At 61.7% G+C, this 16252-nt stretch carries 13 protein-coding genes; 6 read left to right on the forward strand and 7 right to left on the reverse strand.

Annotation, left to right across the window (positions count from 1 at the left end; translation table 11 throughout):
- Window positions 1–82: 82 nt before the first annotated feature.
- The 6 genes from HNO79_RS04485 to HNO79_RS04510 all read right to left on the reverse strand — a co-directional run bounded on the left by HNO79_RS04485 (window position 83) and on the right by HNO79_RS04510 (window position 7119).
- Window positions 83–1141, reverse strand: a complete 1059-nt coding sequence (locus HNO79_RS04485) for a polysaccharide biosynthesis/export family protein (RefSeq protein ID WP_010515216.1) — start codon at window positions 1139–1141, stop codon at window positions 83–85.
- A gap of 632 nt (window positions 1142–1773) precedes the next feature.
- The gene (gene galE / locus HNO79_RS04490; RefSeq protein ID WP_214164432.1) at window positions 1774–2760 is read right to left on the reverse strand and encodes a UDP-glucose 4-epimerase GalE; all 987 of its coding nucleotides are present in this window, start codon (window positions 2758–2760) and stop codon (window positions 1774–1776) included.
- A 241-nt stretch (window positions 2761–3001) separates the two neighbouring features.
- On the reverse strand, window positions 3002–4075 hold the full coding sequence (locus tag HNO79_RS04495; protein ID WP_372380124.1) for a transporter: 1074 nt from the start codon (window positions 4073–4075) through the stop codon (window positions 3002–3004).
- Between the two features lie 103 nt (window positions 4076–4178).
- Window positions 4179–4580 carry a DUF3597 domain-containing protein gene (locus HNO79_RS04500; protein ID WP_048855766.1) on the reverse strand — a complete coding sequence of 134 codons (402 nt, stop codon included), beginning with the start codon at window positions 4578–4580 and terminating at the stop codon, window positions 4179–4181.
- A gap of 77 nt (window positions 4581–4657) precedes the next feature.
- Window positions 4658–5956: an adenosylhomocysteinase gene (gene ahcY / locus HNO79_RS04505; protein ID WP_010515212.1), complete on the reverse strand. Its 1299-nt coding sequence runs from the start codon at window positions 5954–5956 to the stop codon at window positions 4658–4660.
- A gap of 80 nt (window positions 5957–6036) precedes the next feature.
- Window positions 6037–7119, reverse strand: coding sequence for a dipeptidase (locus HNO79_RS04510; protein WP_214164431.1), 1083 nt, complete (start codon window positions 7117–7119; stop codon window positions 6037–6039).
- Between the two features lie 157 nt (window positions 7120–7276).
- On the opposite strand from HNO79_RS04510, the gene HNO79_RS04515 reads away from it, so the two are divergent.
- From HNO79_RS04515 to HNO79_RS04530, 4 genes are all read left to right on the forward strand, one after another.
- Window positions 7277–8113 carry an aldo/keto reductase gene (locus tag HNO79_RS04515; protein WP_214164430.1) on the forward strand — a complete coding sequence of 279 codons (837 nt, stop codon included), beginning with the start codon at window positions 7277–7279 and terminating at the stop codon, window positions 8111–8113.
- 302 nt (window positions 8114–8415) lie between these two features.
- Window positions 8416–9543, forward strand: a complete 1128-nt coding sequence (locus tag HNO79_RS04520; protein ID WP_010515209.1) for a lytic transglycosylase domain-containing protein — start codon at window positions 8416–8418, stop codon at window positions 9541–9543.
- 36 nt (window positions 9544–9579) lie between these two features.
- On the forward strand, window positions 9580–10197 hold the full coding sequence (locus HNO79_RS04525) for a peroxiredoxin (RefSeq protein WP_010515208.1): 618 nt from the start codon (window positions 9580–9582) through the stop codon (window positions 10195–10197).
- A gap of 391 nt (window positions 10198–10588) precedes the next feature.
- Window positions 10589–11323, forward strand: coding sequence for a CbtA family protein (locus HNO79_RS04530; RefSeq protein ID WP_214164429.1), 735 nt, complete (start codon window positions 10589–10591; stop codon window positions 11321–11323).
- Here the strand turns inward: HNO79_RS04530 and HNO79_RS04535 are convergent.
- Window positions 11314–12486, reverse strand: a complete 1173-nt coding sequence (locus tag HNO79_RS04535; RefSeq protein ID WP_110507284.1) for an extracellular solute-binding protein — start codon at window positions 12484–12486, stop codon at window positions 11314–11316. The genes HNO79_RS04530 and HNO79_RS04535 overlap by 10 nt on opposite strands.
- Window positions 12487–12730: 244 nt before the next feature.
- On the opposite strand from HNO79_RS04535, the gene HNO79_RS04540 reads away from it, so the two are divergent.
- Window positions 12731–13852: a lysophospholipid acyltransferase family protein gene (locus tag HNO79_RS04540; protein WP_214164428.1), complete on the forward strand. Its 1122-nt coding sequence runs from the start codon at window positions 12731–12733 to the stop codon at window positions 13850–13852.
- A gap of 118 nt (window positions 13853–13970) precedes the next feature.
- Window positions 13971–16244 (forward strand): EAL domain-containing protein, encoded by a 2274-nt coding sequence (locus HNO79_RS04545; RefSeq protein ID WP_244987425.1) that lies wholly within the window; start codon window positions 13971–13973, stop codon window positions 16242–16244.
- Window positions 16245–16252: the final 8 nt, after the last annotated feature.

Genomic DNA, 16252 nt, shown 5'->3' on the forward strand with positions numbered 1-16252 from the left:
ATCATTGTATTCATGGAGAATAAATTGATTATGAATCAATTTTTCCATTATATTTCGCCAGAGAGATATCTTTATGGAATGTCTATCTGGCAAGGCCCCCCATGGATGTTCCCGGGGACAGAATGGTCGTAATCAGACCAAAGAATTTATAAAACTTATTACTTGCCGAGTTGGCAATGTAGATAAGATCCTGGTCCCGCATCATGAATTTATCCGCCAGGAAGTAACTGGCGGGGTTCATCATGTCCAGCTGATAGACCACCGGCGCCGTCGTGGCCTTATCATCGATCGGCATGCCAAGGCGGCGGACGATATCTGCATTTTCAAAACGGAACAGGTAAACGGCGTTGGGATCGGCGCGTGAATCCTGCGGGCCGCCATTACGCGCGATGGCTTCTGCCATGGTCAGGGTCGGCATGGTGAACTGAGTCTGGCTGACATGGCCACTGGCCCCGAAAACCGTATAGCTGCGGGGCTTGAAGGTCAGTTGTACCCGGTCCCCCGGTTGCATCAGGATGTTCTGCGCAGGCGTATTTTCGATGGTCTTGAGCGGCAGTTCAGCAATCTTGCCATTGCGCGTCAGACGGACCAGATAATCCTCATCTGGCTGGTGGGACTGGCTTGCGCCACCGGCAAGGGCGATGACATCCAGAATGCGTTCCCTGTTGGGGGTCAGGGCCACGCGGCTTGGCCGGCGTACACCGCCATAGACCATGACCGAATTGGCGATATCGGCCGCGATGCGTACCAGTACCTGCGGCGAGAGGGACTGCTGCTTCAGCCGGGCCTTGATGGCTTCAGCCACCTCTATGGTGGTCATGCCGGCAACATGGATTTCCCCGGCATAAGGCACCCGGATATTGCCGCTGGCATCAACGCTGAGCGGGGGCAGGTTCGATCCCGTAGACGTGCTGGGCATTGTGCTGGCGCCACCGGATGATGTCGTCGAGGCCATCATGCTTGCGCCGCTCAGGCTGAACAGTGCGCTGCCGACTTCATATATCGAAACCTGCAGGATGTCGCCCGGGCCAACCCTGTCGTTATGGGTGTAACTGACTGGCGTATTATCTGCATCCAGGCTGCTGAACAGCGGTGGATCCTCACTGGCGAGCAGGGTAATGAGGTCCGGGCTGACCTGCACGATCGCATAGCCTACCGTATTGCGCTTGGGGTCACGCTGGGCATGGTTGACCTGTGCTTCCGTCGGGCCGCTATACGGTAACGAATCGCAGCCTGTCAGTAGCAGAAGGGCTCCACCAACCGCCGCAAAATGCCGACCTTTTCGAACTCGCCGTAGAACTGAATCCAGATTTTTCGGAAGACAGGAAATGGTCAAGGCAACACCGCGACTGGAGGTTGAGTGAAGGCGGAGAACAGGGCTGAAGGTAACTACCATGCATTGTGCATGTCTGACGTGTTCGGTCGGCAAATATCTATGGAAAGGCTTTTTATCACGTCATATTTTAACTGGCTACGCTAATTAGTTGAGGTGGTTGCCGCCCTGTAGATAGCAGAAAACCGCGCGAACAGACAGTCTGCCACCCATGTCTGGCAACAGGATGGCAATTCCGGAATCTGTTATGGGAATTGAAGAAATTCTGTCCCGGGCCATAGGGATTACGGCTGGACCGGCTTTGTGCATGGCGGTCTGCAACAGCAATGTAGATAATATTTTAAGTGGGTAACAGGTATGCAGGAAGCGTAATGTCAGCAGGGCAGGACGCGTGGCGTACAGGATCAGGACATCCCTTCTGCCGGAACCGGCCTGTTCTGCTAACCATCATATCCGTGGGGGTGCCTTTTGCGCCAGTTCAGGGCCGTTCCGACGATGGAATCAATATGCCGGTATCTGGGCTGCCACCCCGTATCCATGCGGATCCGCGATGAATCGGCCACCAGAATGGCCGGGTCTCCCGGGCGGGGCAGGGCCCATTCCCATGGTATCCTGCATCCGCTTACACGTTCCACGCTCTCGATGACTTCAAGGTTGGTCAATCCCCGCCCATTGCCCAGATTGTAGGCGACCGATCTCGTGTCCAACTGGTCGATCACGCGGATATGCGCATCCGCCAGATCGGTCACATGGACATAGTCCCGGATGCACGTGCCATCCCGTGTACTGTAATTGCTGCCAAATATTTGCAGGGAGGACTGCAACCCCAGCGCCGTATCGATGGCAAGGGGAATGAGGTGGGTTTCCGGGCGATGATCTTCTCCCAGCCGTCCCTTCGGGTCGGCGCCGGCAGCGTTGAAATACCGCAGGCAGGCAGTGCGCATTCCATAAACACGGTCAGCCCACAGCAGGGCGCGTTCGATGAAGAACTTGCTGTCACCATAGGGGGATGCCGGGTTAACCGGCGCATCATCCATAATCCGCGACAGATCACGTTCATTACTGAACAGCGCCGCCGTGGAAGAAAAGACAAAGCGTTTTACCTGATGGGATGTACATGCCTCGATCAGGTTCAGGGAACTCATGATATTGTGCCGCAAATAGTGGAACGGCTCCGTAATGGAGCGCCCGACCGATGACAGGGCGGCAAAGTGGAACACCACGTCCCAGCTATCCTGCGTTACGGCGTCATGTGTCGCCTGCGCATTGCTCAGGTCGACATGCCGGAACCGGACCCCATCGGGGATGGCAGCACGATGACCCGTGCTGAGGTCATCCAGCACGACAACGTCATGCCCCGCATCCAGCAGGCTTATGACCACATGGCTCCCGACATACCCCGCCCCACCTGTAACAAGACATTTCATGGTCGGGGTCGGTTTCCCTGTCAGGCCGGAATGTAGGGAGGGTAGAAAGAGCCGTAAAACCTACAGGATATGGCCATTGGCAGCAATGTGCGGCCCTATGCCGGTCCTGCGTGATAATGACGGACTGGCACAAACGGGGCCCAGTCCCGCGCATGGTTTGCGCGACGGACTCCGTATCCGTATCTGCCAGCCGGGGTATCAGGTCCGCGACGGTCCGATGCGGGCCGGAAACAGGTGGAGCCTACAGCAGCTTCATGATTTTCAGCAGCAGCCACGTGATCATCATGAACACGAAGCAGATGCCACCCGCCTCGACTGTTCCCAGTGAGCCGGCAGCAAGGAACATGCCACCCGTGTTCATGCCGAAAAAACCGGTCACGAATGTTGCGGGCAGCATGAGGGTGGTCACGATGGACACGGTGTACAGGCGGCGGTTGGTTTCTTCCGCCTGCCCGGACGCCAGTTCGTCCTGCAGCGATCGCGCACGGTCCTGCAGGGCCAGAAGGTCATCAAGGGCTGCATGGATCTGGCGCTGCGAACGGTCGCGGATGTCATCTTCCGCCCATTCGGGCAGTTCCAGGTCCTCGTTATGAAAAATGCGGTCCACGGGCGAGATCACGCGCCGCAATTCGGTCGAACGACGCCGGACACGTCCGATCAGCCCGCTTATGCGGCCGAAATCGGTATGCTGGTCCAGCGTCAGCAACAGGTCCTCGGCGCGGTCAAGCTGGTCATCCAGCATGGCGATGTTGCGCCGGACGGTGTCGGCAAATTCCAGCAGGGTATGGTCGACCACTTCGGCAGGGGAGTCGAAGGCCGCCCGCTGCATGGTCCGGTAAATGACCCCCAGGGCCGGAACCGGCTGGCGGCGCGTGGTGATCAGCAGGGTGGGCAGGACCGCGAACCGCCATGCGGACAGGTTCTTGTCGTCTTCCGACATGGCATCGTCAAAGCCGGGCAGGGCGCCATAGACGATATCGCCTTCCGCCTCGACATTGGTGCCCCGGTCCGTGCTGCCCAGGGCCAGGCGCACTTCTTCGGGCAGGCAGGGAATGGCCTGGATGTGCGCGCGGCTGGCGGTATGGACAATGTCATAATGCAGCCAGACCCAGGAATCCGGCGTGCCGGGCGGCAGGCCATCCAGCGCGCGGACGATCTGTTCATCCGTCAGGCGCTCGGGCTTCTGGCCAGGCTGGCAGGCAATGGCCCAGACCAGCCCGTTGGAGACAGATGACGCAGAGTCGACAGGCAACCCGGTGGCGTTGTCCATCATGGGGAAATCGGGGACGTTTTCCATCGCGTATCCCTCCGTCATTCTGCCGGTCCGGCCGGTTCTGGTGATCCTGTCTGGCCGATACGAAACGGGCGGCCGGTGGCCGTTGGCCACACGCCCGCCCGTCCGTTACGCCAGCTGCGTCTTATTTCATCAGGTCAGGGGAGACCTTGCCGCCATTTGCCGCCAGCTTCTGCATGACCTGCTTGATCAGCCACACATTCATGGACGCGGAATCGTTCATGTCACCGGTATAGTGCAGTTCCGTCGCCAGTTCCTTACGCGCGGCAAGCGAGCTGTCGAGGCCCAGCAGCTTCAGCAGATCCACGATGGAGGTCTGCCAGTTCAGCTTTTCAGGGTTCTTGGCCGCCAGCGCGCTCAGCACGGCGTCCACGTCCACAGGCTGTGCCGGGGCGGCGGGCGCTGCAGCCGGAGCCGCTGCGGCAGGGGCTGCTGCGGGCGTGGCTGCCGGCGCAGCTGCCGGGGTCGCGGCTGCTGCGGTGTGGCTGCCGAAGATCTTGGACAGGATTGAACCGAAGATGCTCATGGTATCTTTCTCCATCACATGATGTGGCCCGGCGGATGCCGGACCAGTCACGCGTATGTTAACGATGTTCGAAGCGCTCAGTAACGATACAGGTCATTCTTGAACGGACCGTTGACCGGCACGTCAATGTAATCCGCCTGCTTCTGGCTCATCTTGGACAGATGCGCGCCAACCTTGGCCAGGTGCAGGAAGGCCACCTTCTCATCCAGCTTCTTGGGCAGGGTGTAGACCTTGTTTTCGTACTTGCCTTCCGGCGCTTCCCACAGTTCGATCTGCGCCAGCGTCTGGTTGGTGAACGACGCGGACATGACGAAGGACGGATGGCCCGTCGCGTTGCCCAGGTTGACCAGACGGCCTTCGGACAGGACGATCAGGCGCTTGCCATCAGGGAAGACGACCTCATCCACCTGCGGCTTGATGTTGTCCCACTTGAAGTTGCGCAGGGCGCCGATCTGGATTTCGGAATCGAAATGCCCGATGTTGCACACGATTGCGCGGTGCTTCATCTCGCGCATGTGGTCCAGCGTGATGATGTCCACATTGCCCGTGGCGGTGACGAAGATATCGCCGCGCGGCGCGGCCTCTTCCATCGTCACGACCTCATAGCCTTCCATCGCGGCCTGCAGCGCGCAGATGGGATCAACCTCGGTCACCAGCACCCGGCAGCCGGCGTTGCGCAGGGACGCGGCAGACCCCTTGCCCACGTCACCGTAACCGGCAACCACGGCAACCTTGCCGGCCATCATCACGTCCGTGCCACGGCGGATGGCGTCCACCAGGCTTTCGCGACAGCCATACAGGTTGTCGAACTTGGACTTGGTCACGCTGTCATTGACGTTGATGGCCGGAACCTTCAGCGTGCCCTTCTTTTCCATTTCCCACAGGCGGTGGACACCCGTCGTGGTTTCTTCCGACAGCCCGCGCACGTTTTTCAGCAGTTCGGGATACTTGTCGTGCATGAGGATGGTCAGGTCGCCACCGTCATCAAGGATCATGTTGGGGGTCCAGCCGTCCGGCCCCTTCACGGTCTGCTCGATGCACCAGTTGAACTCGTCTTCCGTCAGGCCCTTCCACGCGAACACGGGCACGCCGGTCGCGGCGATGGCGGCGGCAGCCTGGTCCTGGGTCGAGAAGATGTTGCATGAGGACCAGCGGACCGTAGCCCCCAGCGCCGTCAGGGTCTCGATCAGTACGGCGGTCTGGATCGTCATGTGCAGGCAGCCCGCGATGCGCGCGCCCTTCAGCGGCTGGGATGCGCCGTATTCTTCACGGAGGGCCATAAGCCCTGGCATTTCGCCTTCCGCGATCGAGATTTCCTTGCGGCCCCACTCGGCAAGCGAGATGTCCTTGACCTTGTAATCGGTGCTGGTGGTCATTTCTTATCCTGTATTCGTCAATGCGGCACAGGATATACCCCGTTGGGCGCGCGTGATCCAGAGTGCGCGGGATTCCACGTTCACGCGATCGTGCGGGCGACCTCTTCCGCCTGTTTCAGGATCCGCAGGAAATTTTCCCCCCACAGGGCCGCGATCTGGCTGCGGTCATAGCCGCGGCGCAGCAGTTCTGCCGTCAGGTTGGGCGATTCCGATGCATCGGCCCAGCCGCGTATGCCGCCGCCGCCATCAAAATCGGACGAGATGCCGACATGCTTGATCCCGATTCGCTGCACCGCGTAATCGATATGATCGACAAAGTCCGCCACCGTGACCGGGTGCATGTCACGCACGTCGCGCGGTCGCAGGAAGGCATCCATGGCGGTAATGTGGATCACGCCACCACAGGCCTTCAGCGCGTCAAGCTGCGTGTCATCAAGGTTGCGCGGATGATCGCACAGGGCACGGACACACGAATGGCTGGCAAAGACCGGCGCGCGGGACAGGCCAACGGCCTGCAGCATGGTGTCGCGTGACGTGTGCGAGACATCGACCAGCATGCCCACGCGGTTCATTTCGGCCACCGCATCACGGCCAAGGCCGGACAGTCCGCCATGCAGCGTTTCGGGATCATCCAGGTGATGCATGGGCCGTGCCGAGTCGGCCAGCTGGTTGTGCCCATTATGGGTCAGCGTCATGTAGCGTGCGCCCAAAGCCCGGAACCGGGCGATCAGCGACAGGTCCTCGCCAATCGTATAGCCGTTTTCCACGGCGGGGATGATGGCGACATCCCCAGCGGCATGGGCCGCGCGTACCGCTGCCGCCGTGTCGCACACCTGCACGCCATCGATCCCGCCCGTCTCCCCGATCACGTGCAGCATCGCTTCCGCCCGGGTGGAGGCCGCCTCGTGCCCCGCCACGTCACGCGCGCCCTGTCCCACATAGGCCACAAGGCATGCGGCACTCAGACTGCCCGCGCGCATGCGCGGCAGGTCCACCCGTCGCGACGGCGCGCCCGTGGCGAAGTCGTCGCGGTCCGGCCACGGAATGTCCACATGGGTATCAATGCTCAGCAGCGAGCGATGCAGTTCGACTGCTTCCGTTGCGGATATGTCGGTTGGTGTATCGGTCATGGGGCCTCCAGCAATGGTGATAATGAACCACATGCAGGCCAGTCCTGAAAACTGGGCATAAACCAAAAGTGGTGACCTGTCGTTAGGGTAGGGACCGGCGACACACGTCCAGCCCCCGGCCCGGTCGCCACCCTGCCGCCTGCGCGCCGGGGCACCATAGCCGCCGGGAGCGCCTGACGAAGGAACGACCATGACAACCTCCATCCCCCTGCTAGAACTGAATGATGGCCACAGGATTCCCGCCATGGGGTTCGGTACCTATCCACTGGATAACCCGCAGGCCGAAAAGGCGGTGCGGGAGGCGCTGGATGCGGGGTATCGCCTGTTTGATACCGCGTCGCGCTACGGGAATGAAAGCGGGGTCGGCACGGGGCTGGTCAGTTCCGATGTGGGGCGCGAGGATATTTTTGTCACCACCAAGCTGCGTGGTGCCGATCAGGGATATGACAGTACGCTGCGCGCGTTCGAGCAGAGTCTTGGACTGCTGAAGATGAGCTATGTTGACCTGTATCTCATCCACTGGCCGCTGCCCGCCAAGGACCAGTATGTTGATAGCTGGAAGGCGATGATCCGCCTGCAGAAGGAAGGCCGCGTGCGCTCGATTGGCGTCTCCAACTTCCTGCCTGAACACCTGCAGCGCCTGATTGATGAAACCGGGGTCACGCCTGCCGTCAACCAGATCGAGATGCATGCCGATTTCGCGCAGTCCGAACTGGTCGCCCTGCACAGGAAGCTGGGCATCCAGACGGAAGCCTGGAGCCCGCTTGGGCGGGGCAAGCTGCTGGATAATCCCGTCGTCAAGCGGGTTGCGGACCGGCATGGCAAATCCACGGCACAGGTGCTGCTGCGCTGGGTGATCGATTACGGCGCGATCCCCATCCCCAAAAGTGCGCATCCCGAGCGCATGCGCGCCAACCTGCATACGTTCGATTTCCAGCTGACGGCGGATGACATGAGCGACCTTGCGACACTCGACAGCCCCCACAACCGCACAGGTGGTGATCCCGCCACCTATGTCGAGGAATAAAAGGCCGGTCTGAAGGAATGGAAGTTTCCGGGTGCCGCCTTTTTTCAAAAGGCGGCATTCTTCGAAGCATCCTGAAAGAAGCATCCTGAAAGAAGCATCCTGAAAAAAGCGTCACCGAAAACTTTTTCATGACCTGCAGGTGCGCATGAACCTGACCTGCCCGATTACGTCATGGACATGTCGGCGGGTCAGGATTGCACAAGCCGAAGCCACGCTGTTATGGTGCGGCGCCCGTCCCGCCGGGCGGGCCATGTTGGCGCGTCCGCCATGGGATCGGGCATGATCGGGATCATACCACCAGCATGGCACCAGCGCAGGCAGTAGCGGCATCTGACGGACATGGCGGCACGACCGCGCAGGCTTCCCCCACACGCCGGTCGCTGCGATGGCTGGCGCTGGGGTTTGCGGGCATGCTGGCCGCCTGTGCCCATAATGGCTCCCACGAGATGAGTGAGGAGCAGATGATTCAGGAAGCCGATTCCTATCGCGCCCGCGCCCACACCACCTATACCCCGCCGGGACCACCGGAAGATCCGTGGGGGCCTTATATCACCGAGGCCTCCCAGCGTTTCGATGTGCCAAATGTATGGATCCGCGAAGTCATGCAGCGCGAGTCGGGCGGACAGCTGTACCATAATGGCCAGTTCGTGACCTCCATGCCCGGCGCCATGGGGCTGATGCAGCTCATGCCGCCCACCTATGACGAAATGCGTGCGCGCTACAATCTTGGTCCCGATGCCTTTGAACCACATGACAATATCATAGCGGGCACGGCCTATATCCGTGAAATGTACGACATTTACGGCTCGCCCGGTTTCCTTGCCGCCTATAACAGCGGGCCGGGGCGGCTCGATGATTTCCTTGACCGTTACCACACCCTGCCCAAGGAAACGCGCGATTATGTCGCGTCCATCGGGCCGCGGATCGTCAGCAGCAAACCGGTCAACCGGTCACAGGCCGACCTGCTGGTTGAAGCCCGCGCCCTTGCCCGCGCGCAGGCGGCGCAGAATGCGCGGGGCGGCCACAGCCGGGGGCGTCAGCTTCTGGCGTCCGTGCCGAAGGGGACGGCTACCGACACGCCATCGCCCGAAGCCGCCGCCGTGCGCGCGGCATGGAGTGCACGTGAACAGAGCGGCGTGGCCCCCATGGCGTCGGCCGGAACCCGGCCGGGGGTCATCAGCATGGCCGACCGCCATGACTGGGTGGTGCAGGTGGGTGCTTATGGATCGGTCGGGCAGGCGCAACATGCGGCGGGACAGGCCCGGGCCAAGATTGCGTTCAGCGGGGTGCATACGCAGGTCGCAACCGTTGCATCGGCGCATGGTCATGTCTATCGTGCAAGGCTGACCGGCCTGTCGCACGAAGCTGCCCAGCAGGTCTGTCAGCGACTGGGCGGGTCAGGATGCCAGATCCTGCCGCCAACCACATGACGGCATTGATCCTGCCCCGCAGGGTGTGAGGACACATTGAGGTATTTCTACAGGCGTTCGCGCTGGTCCCTGCCGGGGCTGTGCCTGCCGCTGGCCGGTGTCATGGCCTTTGCCGGCTTTGTCTGTTTTTCGCCCGCGCGCGCGGCCCTGCCGGTGGGCAGTCAGGCCCCGATGTTCGATGCGCAGGCCACCAGCAATGGCAGCGAGTTTGATTTCCGCCTGGCCGATGCCCTGCGTCAGGGGCCGGTCGTGCTGTATTTCTACCCCGCCGCCTTCACCCGTGGCTGCACCATGGAGGCGCATGATTTCGCCAACGCCATGGATCAGTACAAGGCGCTGGGGGCTACGGTCATTGGCGTGTCCACAGATGATATGCATACCCTCGACCGTTTTTCCGTCAGCGAAGGTCATGGCCGCTTTCCCGTCGCCACTGACCCGAAGGGCCAGATCGCACGGATGTACGACAGTCACCTGCCGCTGGTGAACCGCGCCAGCCGTACGTCCTATGTCATCGCCCCGGATGGCAAGGTGATCTATGCCTACAGCGCCCTGTCACCCAAGGGGCATGTCAGCGGCACGCTCGATGCCCTGAAGCAGTGGCGTGCGGCACAGGGCAATGCCAGCAAGGTCACGTTGCCCGCCAAGCCCCAGTAAGACCCATTTCAAAATAACCATCTGATAAATATGAAAGTTTTTTGGTGCTGCCTTTTGCCAAAAAGGTGTCGTTCCTTGAAGCTTTTTGAAAACGGCTTTACCAAAAACTTCCTATGATTTCAGAGCATCTGATGGACGGATTTCTGAAACAGTCTCTGCGGCCGCAACGTTGACTTGCGCGCCCCGCGCGGTATTGACTGGCATTTCCGTATCCGTAGGGAGAAGCCGGTGGGATTCCGGCACGGTCGCGCCACTGTACACCGCAGCCCCTGCGGAAGTCAGACCTCCCGGCGGATAAAGCTTCATTCCGTTCCGGGACGCGCTTTCCCGACAGGAGATCTGACCCCATGTCCTTCATTTCTTTCCCCCGGCCACATCGGGATATGCCCTGATGGCTGGACGCCTTCTGCTGCGTGGTATGCTGGCGGGCATCATTGCAGCCGCCCTTGCGTTCATGTTCGCCCGCGTCTTCGGTGAACCGCAGGTCAATCTTGCCATTGCGTTCGAAGCCGCCATGGATGCGGCATCAGGTGAGTCGCCGGAACCCGAACTGGTCAGCCGTGGCGTGCAGTCGTCGCTCGGGCTGCTGACCGCCGCCGTCATGTATGGCGCGGCCTATGGCGGGCTGTTTTCGCTGGTGTTCTCGCTGGCTTATGGGCGGATCGGCCGCTTTTCGCCGCGTATGCTGTCCATGCTGCTGGCGGGGGCCGGATTCCTGTCCGTGGTGCTGGTGCCGGATCTGAAATACCCGGCCAATCCCCCGGCCGTGGGGCAGCCGGAAACCATTGGCCTGCGCACGACCGCCTATTTTGAAATGATCATCTTTTCGCTGTGCGCGCTGACGCTGGCGGTCCTGTCGGGCCGTGTGCTGGCGGTGCGTCTTGGCAACTGGGGTGCCACGCTATGCGGTGGGGCGGTTTTCGTGGTGCTGGTGGCGCTGCTGCAATGGGCGCTGCCCGATATCAGCGAAGTACCGGACAACTTCCCCGCCGTCGTGCTGTGGCGCTTCCGTGAAGCTGCCATTGGCATGCAGCTTGTGCTGTGGGGCAGCCTTGGTCTGGTGTTCGGCATAATGGCCGAACGCCTGCTGGGGCACGAGCAGCGTGCGGCCCGCCGTTACGGCTGAGCCGTTTCCCCCCCATTGTCGCCACCGCCGGGCTGATCCGGTGTGGCGGCATCTTTCATGACCTTGTCCCATATCGTGTGCAGCTTGGTGTCCATGGCGTCATCCAGCACGGGGAAGGGGTGGCTGGCTGCGATATAGGCGGGCTGCTGGTCCCAGTGCAGGGCGGCTTTCATATCCGCGTCCAGCGGTGCGCTTGTGCTGGCGGGCATGCCCCAGAAGCATGATGACGTCGCCAGCCGGGCCTGCGCGGCGGGGGTGCGCAAATACTGCGCGAACGCCAGCGCCAGCGCCTTGCGCTGCGATGCCTCGATGATCGAGATGCCATGCTGCCACCGGATGCCGCCCTGTCGCGGCAGGGTGAATGTCAGTTCCGGGCGCTGCGTGGCCGTATCGGAGTGCGCGGTAGGCGTGCTGACCGTGCCACCTTCGCCCACGCCCGCCGTCGTCCATGCGCCGCCGCCCACGACAATATCAACCACGCCGTCGGCCAGCGCCTGCTGCACGCTGGCGGTATCGCCCACCAGTGTCGCATTGGCGCGCAGGGCCGCCAGTTTGTCCTGCAGCGCAGGCAGGTCGGCATCCGTCAGGTGTGCCGGATCCAGCCCCAGCGCCAGGGCGATGTAGGACATGATGGGCAGGTAGCTGTCATAGATCGCGATATGCCCGTGATAACGCGGCTGCCATATCGCGTTGATGTCCTGCATGTCCTGTGTGCTGACATGGGCCTGGTTGAAGGCCACGGCGTGGAAGCCGTATTTTTCCGGCACGGAATACAGCCGTCCCTGGTAGGATCCGCTGGCTGGACTGGCAATGGCGGCGGGAACGGAGTCCGACGGGAAATCCGCCGGGTCCAGCGGCATCAGCAGTCCTGCCGCCGCCAGCTGCGGGGCGGCCGTTTCTTCCATGATCACCACGTCCCAGTCGCCTGCCTGTGACTGGTGCAGGATGGTGCGCACGGCTGAGGTGCTGTCGATATCCTTGAAATGGACGCGCACCCTGTTGGCCTGTTCAAAGGGGCCCAGCAGTTCGGGATCCTCGTGGTCACACCATGTCAGCACATTCAGCACGTCATCGGCCGCCCGGACCGGGGCGGGCTGGATGGCGGCAAGGATGATGAAGGCGGTCGTGGCGGCAAGGGCGCCGCGACGGCTGCATGCGGACATAAGGGACAACTCCTGCAAGGATGGGAGGGCAACATGGACGGGTATGCGACGTGGGTCCAGTCAGGAAGGGCGATGGGTGAGGCGGACGGGCTGCATGGCATGCATGTTTTATCAATGCACCCATAATATGACCGTATGATGAAAGGGTGGATGCGGGTCTGTCCGTTGCGTGCAGGACACGCCCCCTGTTCCGCACGCCTGCCCCATATTGTCCCCCGGCCAGAGGTGGGGCTATGGATAGCCCATGATCGCCGATTTCATCCGCCGCTTCACCCGGCGTCGCTCCCCATCGCCTGCAGTCCCCCCGTCCACGTCGCGCGCCGCCCGTCCGGTGATCGCGCCCCAGCCCGGTTCGGTCGCGGAGCGGCTTATCGCCGCGACAACGGTCCTGCCGTCAGGGCGGATGCGCGCCTATGCCCGCACCGCACGCGGGGTGGGGCGTCTGGCTGCCATTACCGTGTGGGTGCCGCTATCGGTCGGGTTCGAGGCGGTGCTGCTGCTGGTGCCCGGCACGGCCAAGATCCGGTGGACGCGCATGGTCTGGGGCGGGCTGTGCCTGCTGCTGTCGCTGCGCATCCGTGTGGTGGGGCGCAGGGCTGGTGGCGTGGGCGGCAGGCGCGCGCGGCAGAATGGCGAACGCCCGGTGATCTATGTGTCCAACCATTCCTCATGGCTGGACGTGCCGGTGCTGGGCACGGTCCTGCCGTCCAATTTCGTAGCCAAGGGCGATATCGAGGGCTGGCCCATCATGGGGCTTGTCTCGCGCATTGGCCGGACCATATTCGTCAGCCGCCAGCGCAGTACGACGGGCCGTGAACGTGACGAAATGCTGCACCGCTTGATGGTGGAAGGCGACAACCTGATCCTGTTCCCCGAGGGCACGTCATCCGACGGGTCGCGGGTGCTGCCGTTCCTGTCGGCCTTTTTCGCCATTGCCAAACCCCCGCGCCTGCCCCCGGGCAGGGGACCGGTGGAACCGGAAAGCGAGGCGGAAGCCATCGCCGCACGTCCGGGCATGACGCCGCTGATCCAGCCGGTATCGGTTGTGTATGACCAGCTGGAAGGCCTGCCGGTCAACCATGCGCGGCGGCCGGTATTTGCCTGGTATGGCGACATGGAACTGGGGCCGCATGTGTGGCAGCTGGTCAAATGGCGGTCGATGCGCGCGACCGTACTACTGCACCCACCGCTGGACCCCAATGATTTCCCCAGCCGCAAGGCGCTGGCGCAGGCGGCGTGGCGGGCCGTGGCGGCAGGCGCTGCCGAACTGCGCCAGAACCAGCCCCAGCCGGAGGGCGAAAGTGCGTATGCCTGCCGCCCGCTGGCGGGCATGCTGCCGCAGGATCTTGAACGTAGCCGGAACTGAGGGCTTTGTGTCAAGATTGAGGCATGTCATGTTTCCCCGGTCCCGTAATCCGTAGGGTATCCCCCCAATCGACGGTCCCGGTGGTTGTCCGCCGCCGGATAGGGTCGGTCTGCCCGGCATGGTTAACGTGAGCCTGCCCGCGCGATCAGGAAATGTGATCTCACATGGCGCGGCGTATCGTGCCAACGTTCTGGAGTTTACGGTGGATCAGCCGAAGATAAGCGCCGATGTCCTGTTGTCCGCCATGGAGCAGGCCATCGATCCCATGGTCGTGATTGATGAGCATAACTGTATCATCTTCTTCAACGCCGCAGCCGAGAGGATATGGGGCCTATCGCGCGCGCAGGTCATGGGGCAGAATGTCAGCTGCCTTGTGCCACAGGCGGACCGTGCACAGCATGACAGCTATATCAACCGTAATCGCGAGACAGGCATAGGCCGCATTGTCGGGACGTCGCGTGAGGTCGAATTCCGCCGCGCCAATGGCGAATATGTCTGCGGTGAACTGTCGATTTCGCGTGTGCAGCTCGATGAAACGGGCGGGATCTACTATATCGCCGTCATGAAGGACGTGACGGAGCAGAGCCGTCAGCGCAAGATCCTGATCCTGCAGAATGACGTGCTCCAGGCGCTGGCATCCGACCTGAGCGTACAGGAAGTGGGCGACCAGCTGTGCCGCCGGGTGGACGGTTTCGTGCCAGGCGGGGTCGCGGCGCTCATGACGTTCGATGAGGCGCGCAAGGTCGTTGTCACGTCTTCCCCCGGTATGCCCGCCCGGTACCGCTCGGCACTGGACAGCATGCAGGTGACGCCGGAGCAGATCGAGGCGATGCGCCACGATCCCGGCTGCAGCAATACGGTGGTGTGGGATGGTTATTCCTCGCTTGCCCGTTCGCTGGGGCTGGTGGGGTGCCGCTCCTCGGCCATCATTTCGCGTTCCGGGCAGGTCGTGGGGATATTCGCCCTGTACCTGCGTGATGATGAACCGTCGCAGGGATGGCCCGAGCGCGTGGTATCGACCTGCATGCCCTTCTGCGCACTGGCGATCGAACAGAACGAGACACGCCAGCATATTGCCCAGCTGTCCAATTTCGACAGCCTGACCGGGCTTCTGAACCGGACATCGCTGCATAATATCATCGAACGCCTGATCATGCGTGGTGGCGACAGTCAGTTCTCGCTGTTCATGGTGGATATCGACCGTTTCCGCGACATCAATGACGCGCTGGGCCATGTCAACGCCGACCGTTTCCTGATCGAGATCGGGCGCCGTATCCGCGCGCTGGTCAATGATGAATATATCGTCAGCCGTTCGGGCGGGGATGAGTTCATTATTGTCGTGCCCGACTGCTCGCATCAGCGTGCGGAGCAGTTTGCCGAAAAACTGATCAATTCCATCGCCAAGCCCCTGCAGGTGGGCGAAAACACGCTGAGCATTTCGTGCTGTGTCGGGATCAGTACGTTCCCTGAAAACGGACCGGACAGCGAATCCCTGCTCAGCCTGGCCGATGCCGCCGCCCGTCAGGCGAAGGAGGACGGGCGTGGCCTGTACCGCTTCGCCGGACACGAAAAAAACCAGGTGGCGCAGGAACGGCTGATGCTCGGCTCCGCGTTGCGGGACTCGCTGGCCAAGGGCATGCTGAACCTGCATTACCAGCCGCAGGTGGAAACCATGACGGGGGGCCTGTACGGGGTGGAGGCCCTGTCGCGGTGGCACCATCCGACGCTGGGCAACATCTATCCCTCCCGCTTTATCGCGGTGGCGGAGGATACGGGACAGATCGAGGCCATTGGTCGGTGGTCGCTGCAGGAAGCCTGTGGCCAGATGGTGAAATGGGACCGCGACGGGGTGCATGTGCCAACCGTGGCCGTGAACCTGTCGGCGGTGCATTTCCGCAACCGCGCGCTGCCGGAATATATCGCCAACCTGCTCAAGCACCATAACCTGACGCCGGACCGCCTGACGGTGGAAATCACCGAAAGCGTGATGATGGACAACAGCACCGATACCGAAGACGTGCTGCACGCCATCCGCAGGCTGGATGTCGGGTTGTCGATGGATGATTTCGGCACGGGCTATTCATCACTGTCGCGGCTGACGCGCCTGCCGCTGACGGAAATCAAGATCGACCGCAGCTTCATCAATGATTTCGAGCAGGATACCAATGCGCAGGCCGTAACCATGGCCGTGATCGGCATCGGTTCGCGCCTGGGCATGACGGTTGTGACCGAAGGTGTGGAAACCGAACAGCAGTGGCGTCTGCTGGAAGAGCTGCATTGTGATGTGATGCAGGGCTATCTGTTTGCGAAGCCCCTGCCACCGGCCGAACTGGAAAAATGGTTCCGTGAGCGGCAGGAACAGGGGTCGTTCCTTATTCCCACGAAGGTGTAATATGATGT

This window comes from Komagataeibacter oboediens, from assembly GCF_018491655.1.
GTDB classification, from domain to species: domain Bacteria; phylum Pseudomonadota; class Alphaproteobacteria; order Acetobacterales; family Acetobacteraceae; genus Komagataeibacter; species Komagataeibacter oboediens.

Excerpts from the sequence above, each read along its gene's own strand:
- galE (WP_214164432.1), bottom strand. The coding sequence starts at position 2,760 with ATGAAATGTCTTGTTACAGGTGGGGCGGGGTATGTCGGGAGCCATGTG.
- HNO79_RS04495 (WP_372380124.1), bottom strand. The coding sequence starts at position 4,075 with ATGACGGAGGGATACGCGATGGAAAACGTCCCCGATTTCCCCATGATG.
- HNO79_RS04500 (WP_048855766.1), bottom strand. The coding sequence starts at position 4,580 with ATGAGCATCTTCGGTTCAATCCTGTCCAAGATCTTCGGCAGCCACACC.
- ahcY (WP_010515212.1), bottom strand. The coding sequence starts at position 5,956 with ATGACCACCAGCACCGATTACAAGGTCAAGGACATCTCGCTTGCCGAG.
- HNO79_RS04510 (WP_214164431.1), bottom strand. The coding sequence starts at position 7,119 with ATGTGGTTCATTATCACCATTGCTGGAGGCCCCATGACCGATACACCA.
- HNO79_RS04515 (WP_214164430.1), top strand. The coding sequence starts at position 7,277 with ATGACAACCTCCATCCCCCTGCTAGAACTGAATGATGGCCACAGGATT.
- HNO79_RS04520 (WP_010515209.1), top strand. The coding sequence starts at position 8,416 with ATGGCACCAGCGCAGGCAGTAGCGGCATCTGACGGACATGGCGGCACG.
- HNO79_RS04530 (WP_214164429.1), top strand. The coding sequence starts at position 10,589 with ATGGCTGGACGCCTTCTGCTGCGTGGTATGCTGGCGGGCATCATTGCA.
- HNO79_RS04535 (WP_110507284.1), bottom strand. The coding sequence starts at position 12,486 with ATGTCCGCATGCAGCCGTCGCGGCGCCCTTGCCGCCACGACCGCCTTC.
- HNO79_RS04540 (WP_214164428.1), top strand. The coding sequence starts at position 12,731 with ATGATCGCCGATTTCATCCGCCGCTTCACCCGGCGTCGCTCCCCATCG.
- HNO79_RS04545 (WP_244987425.1), top strand. The coding sequence starts at position 13,971 with ATGGTTAACGTGAGCCTGCCCGCGCGATCAGGAAATGTGATCTCACAT.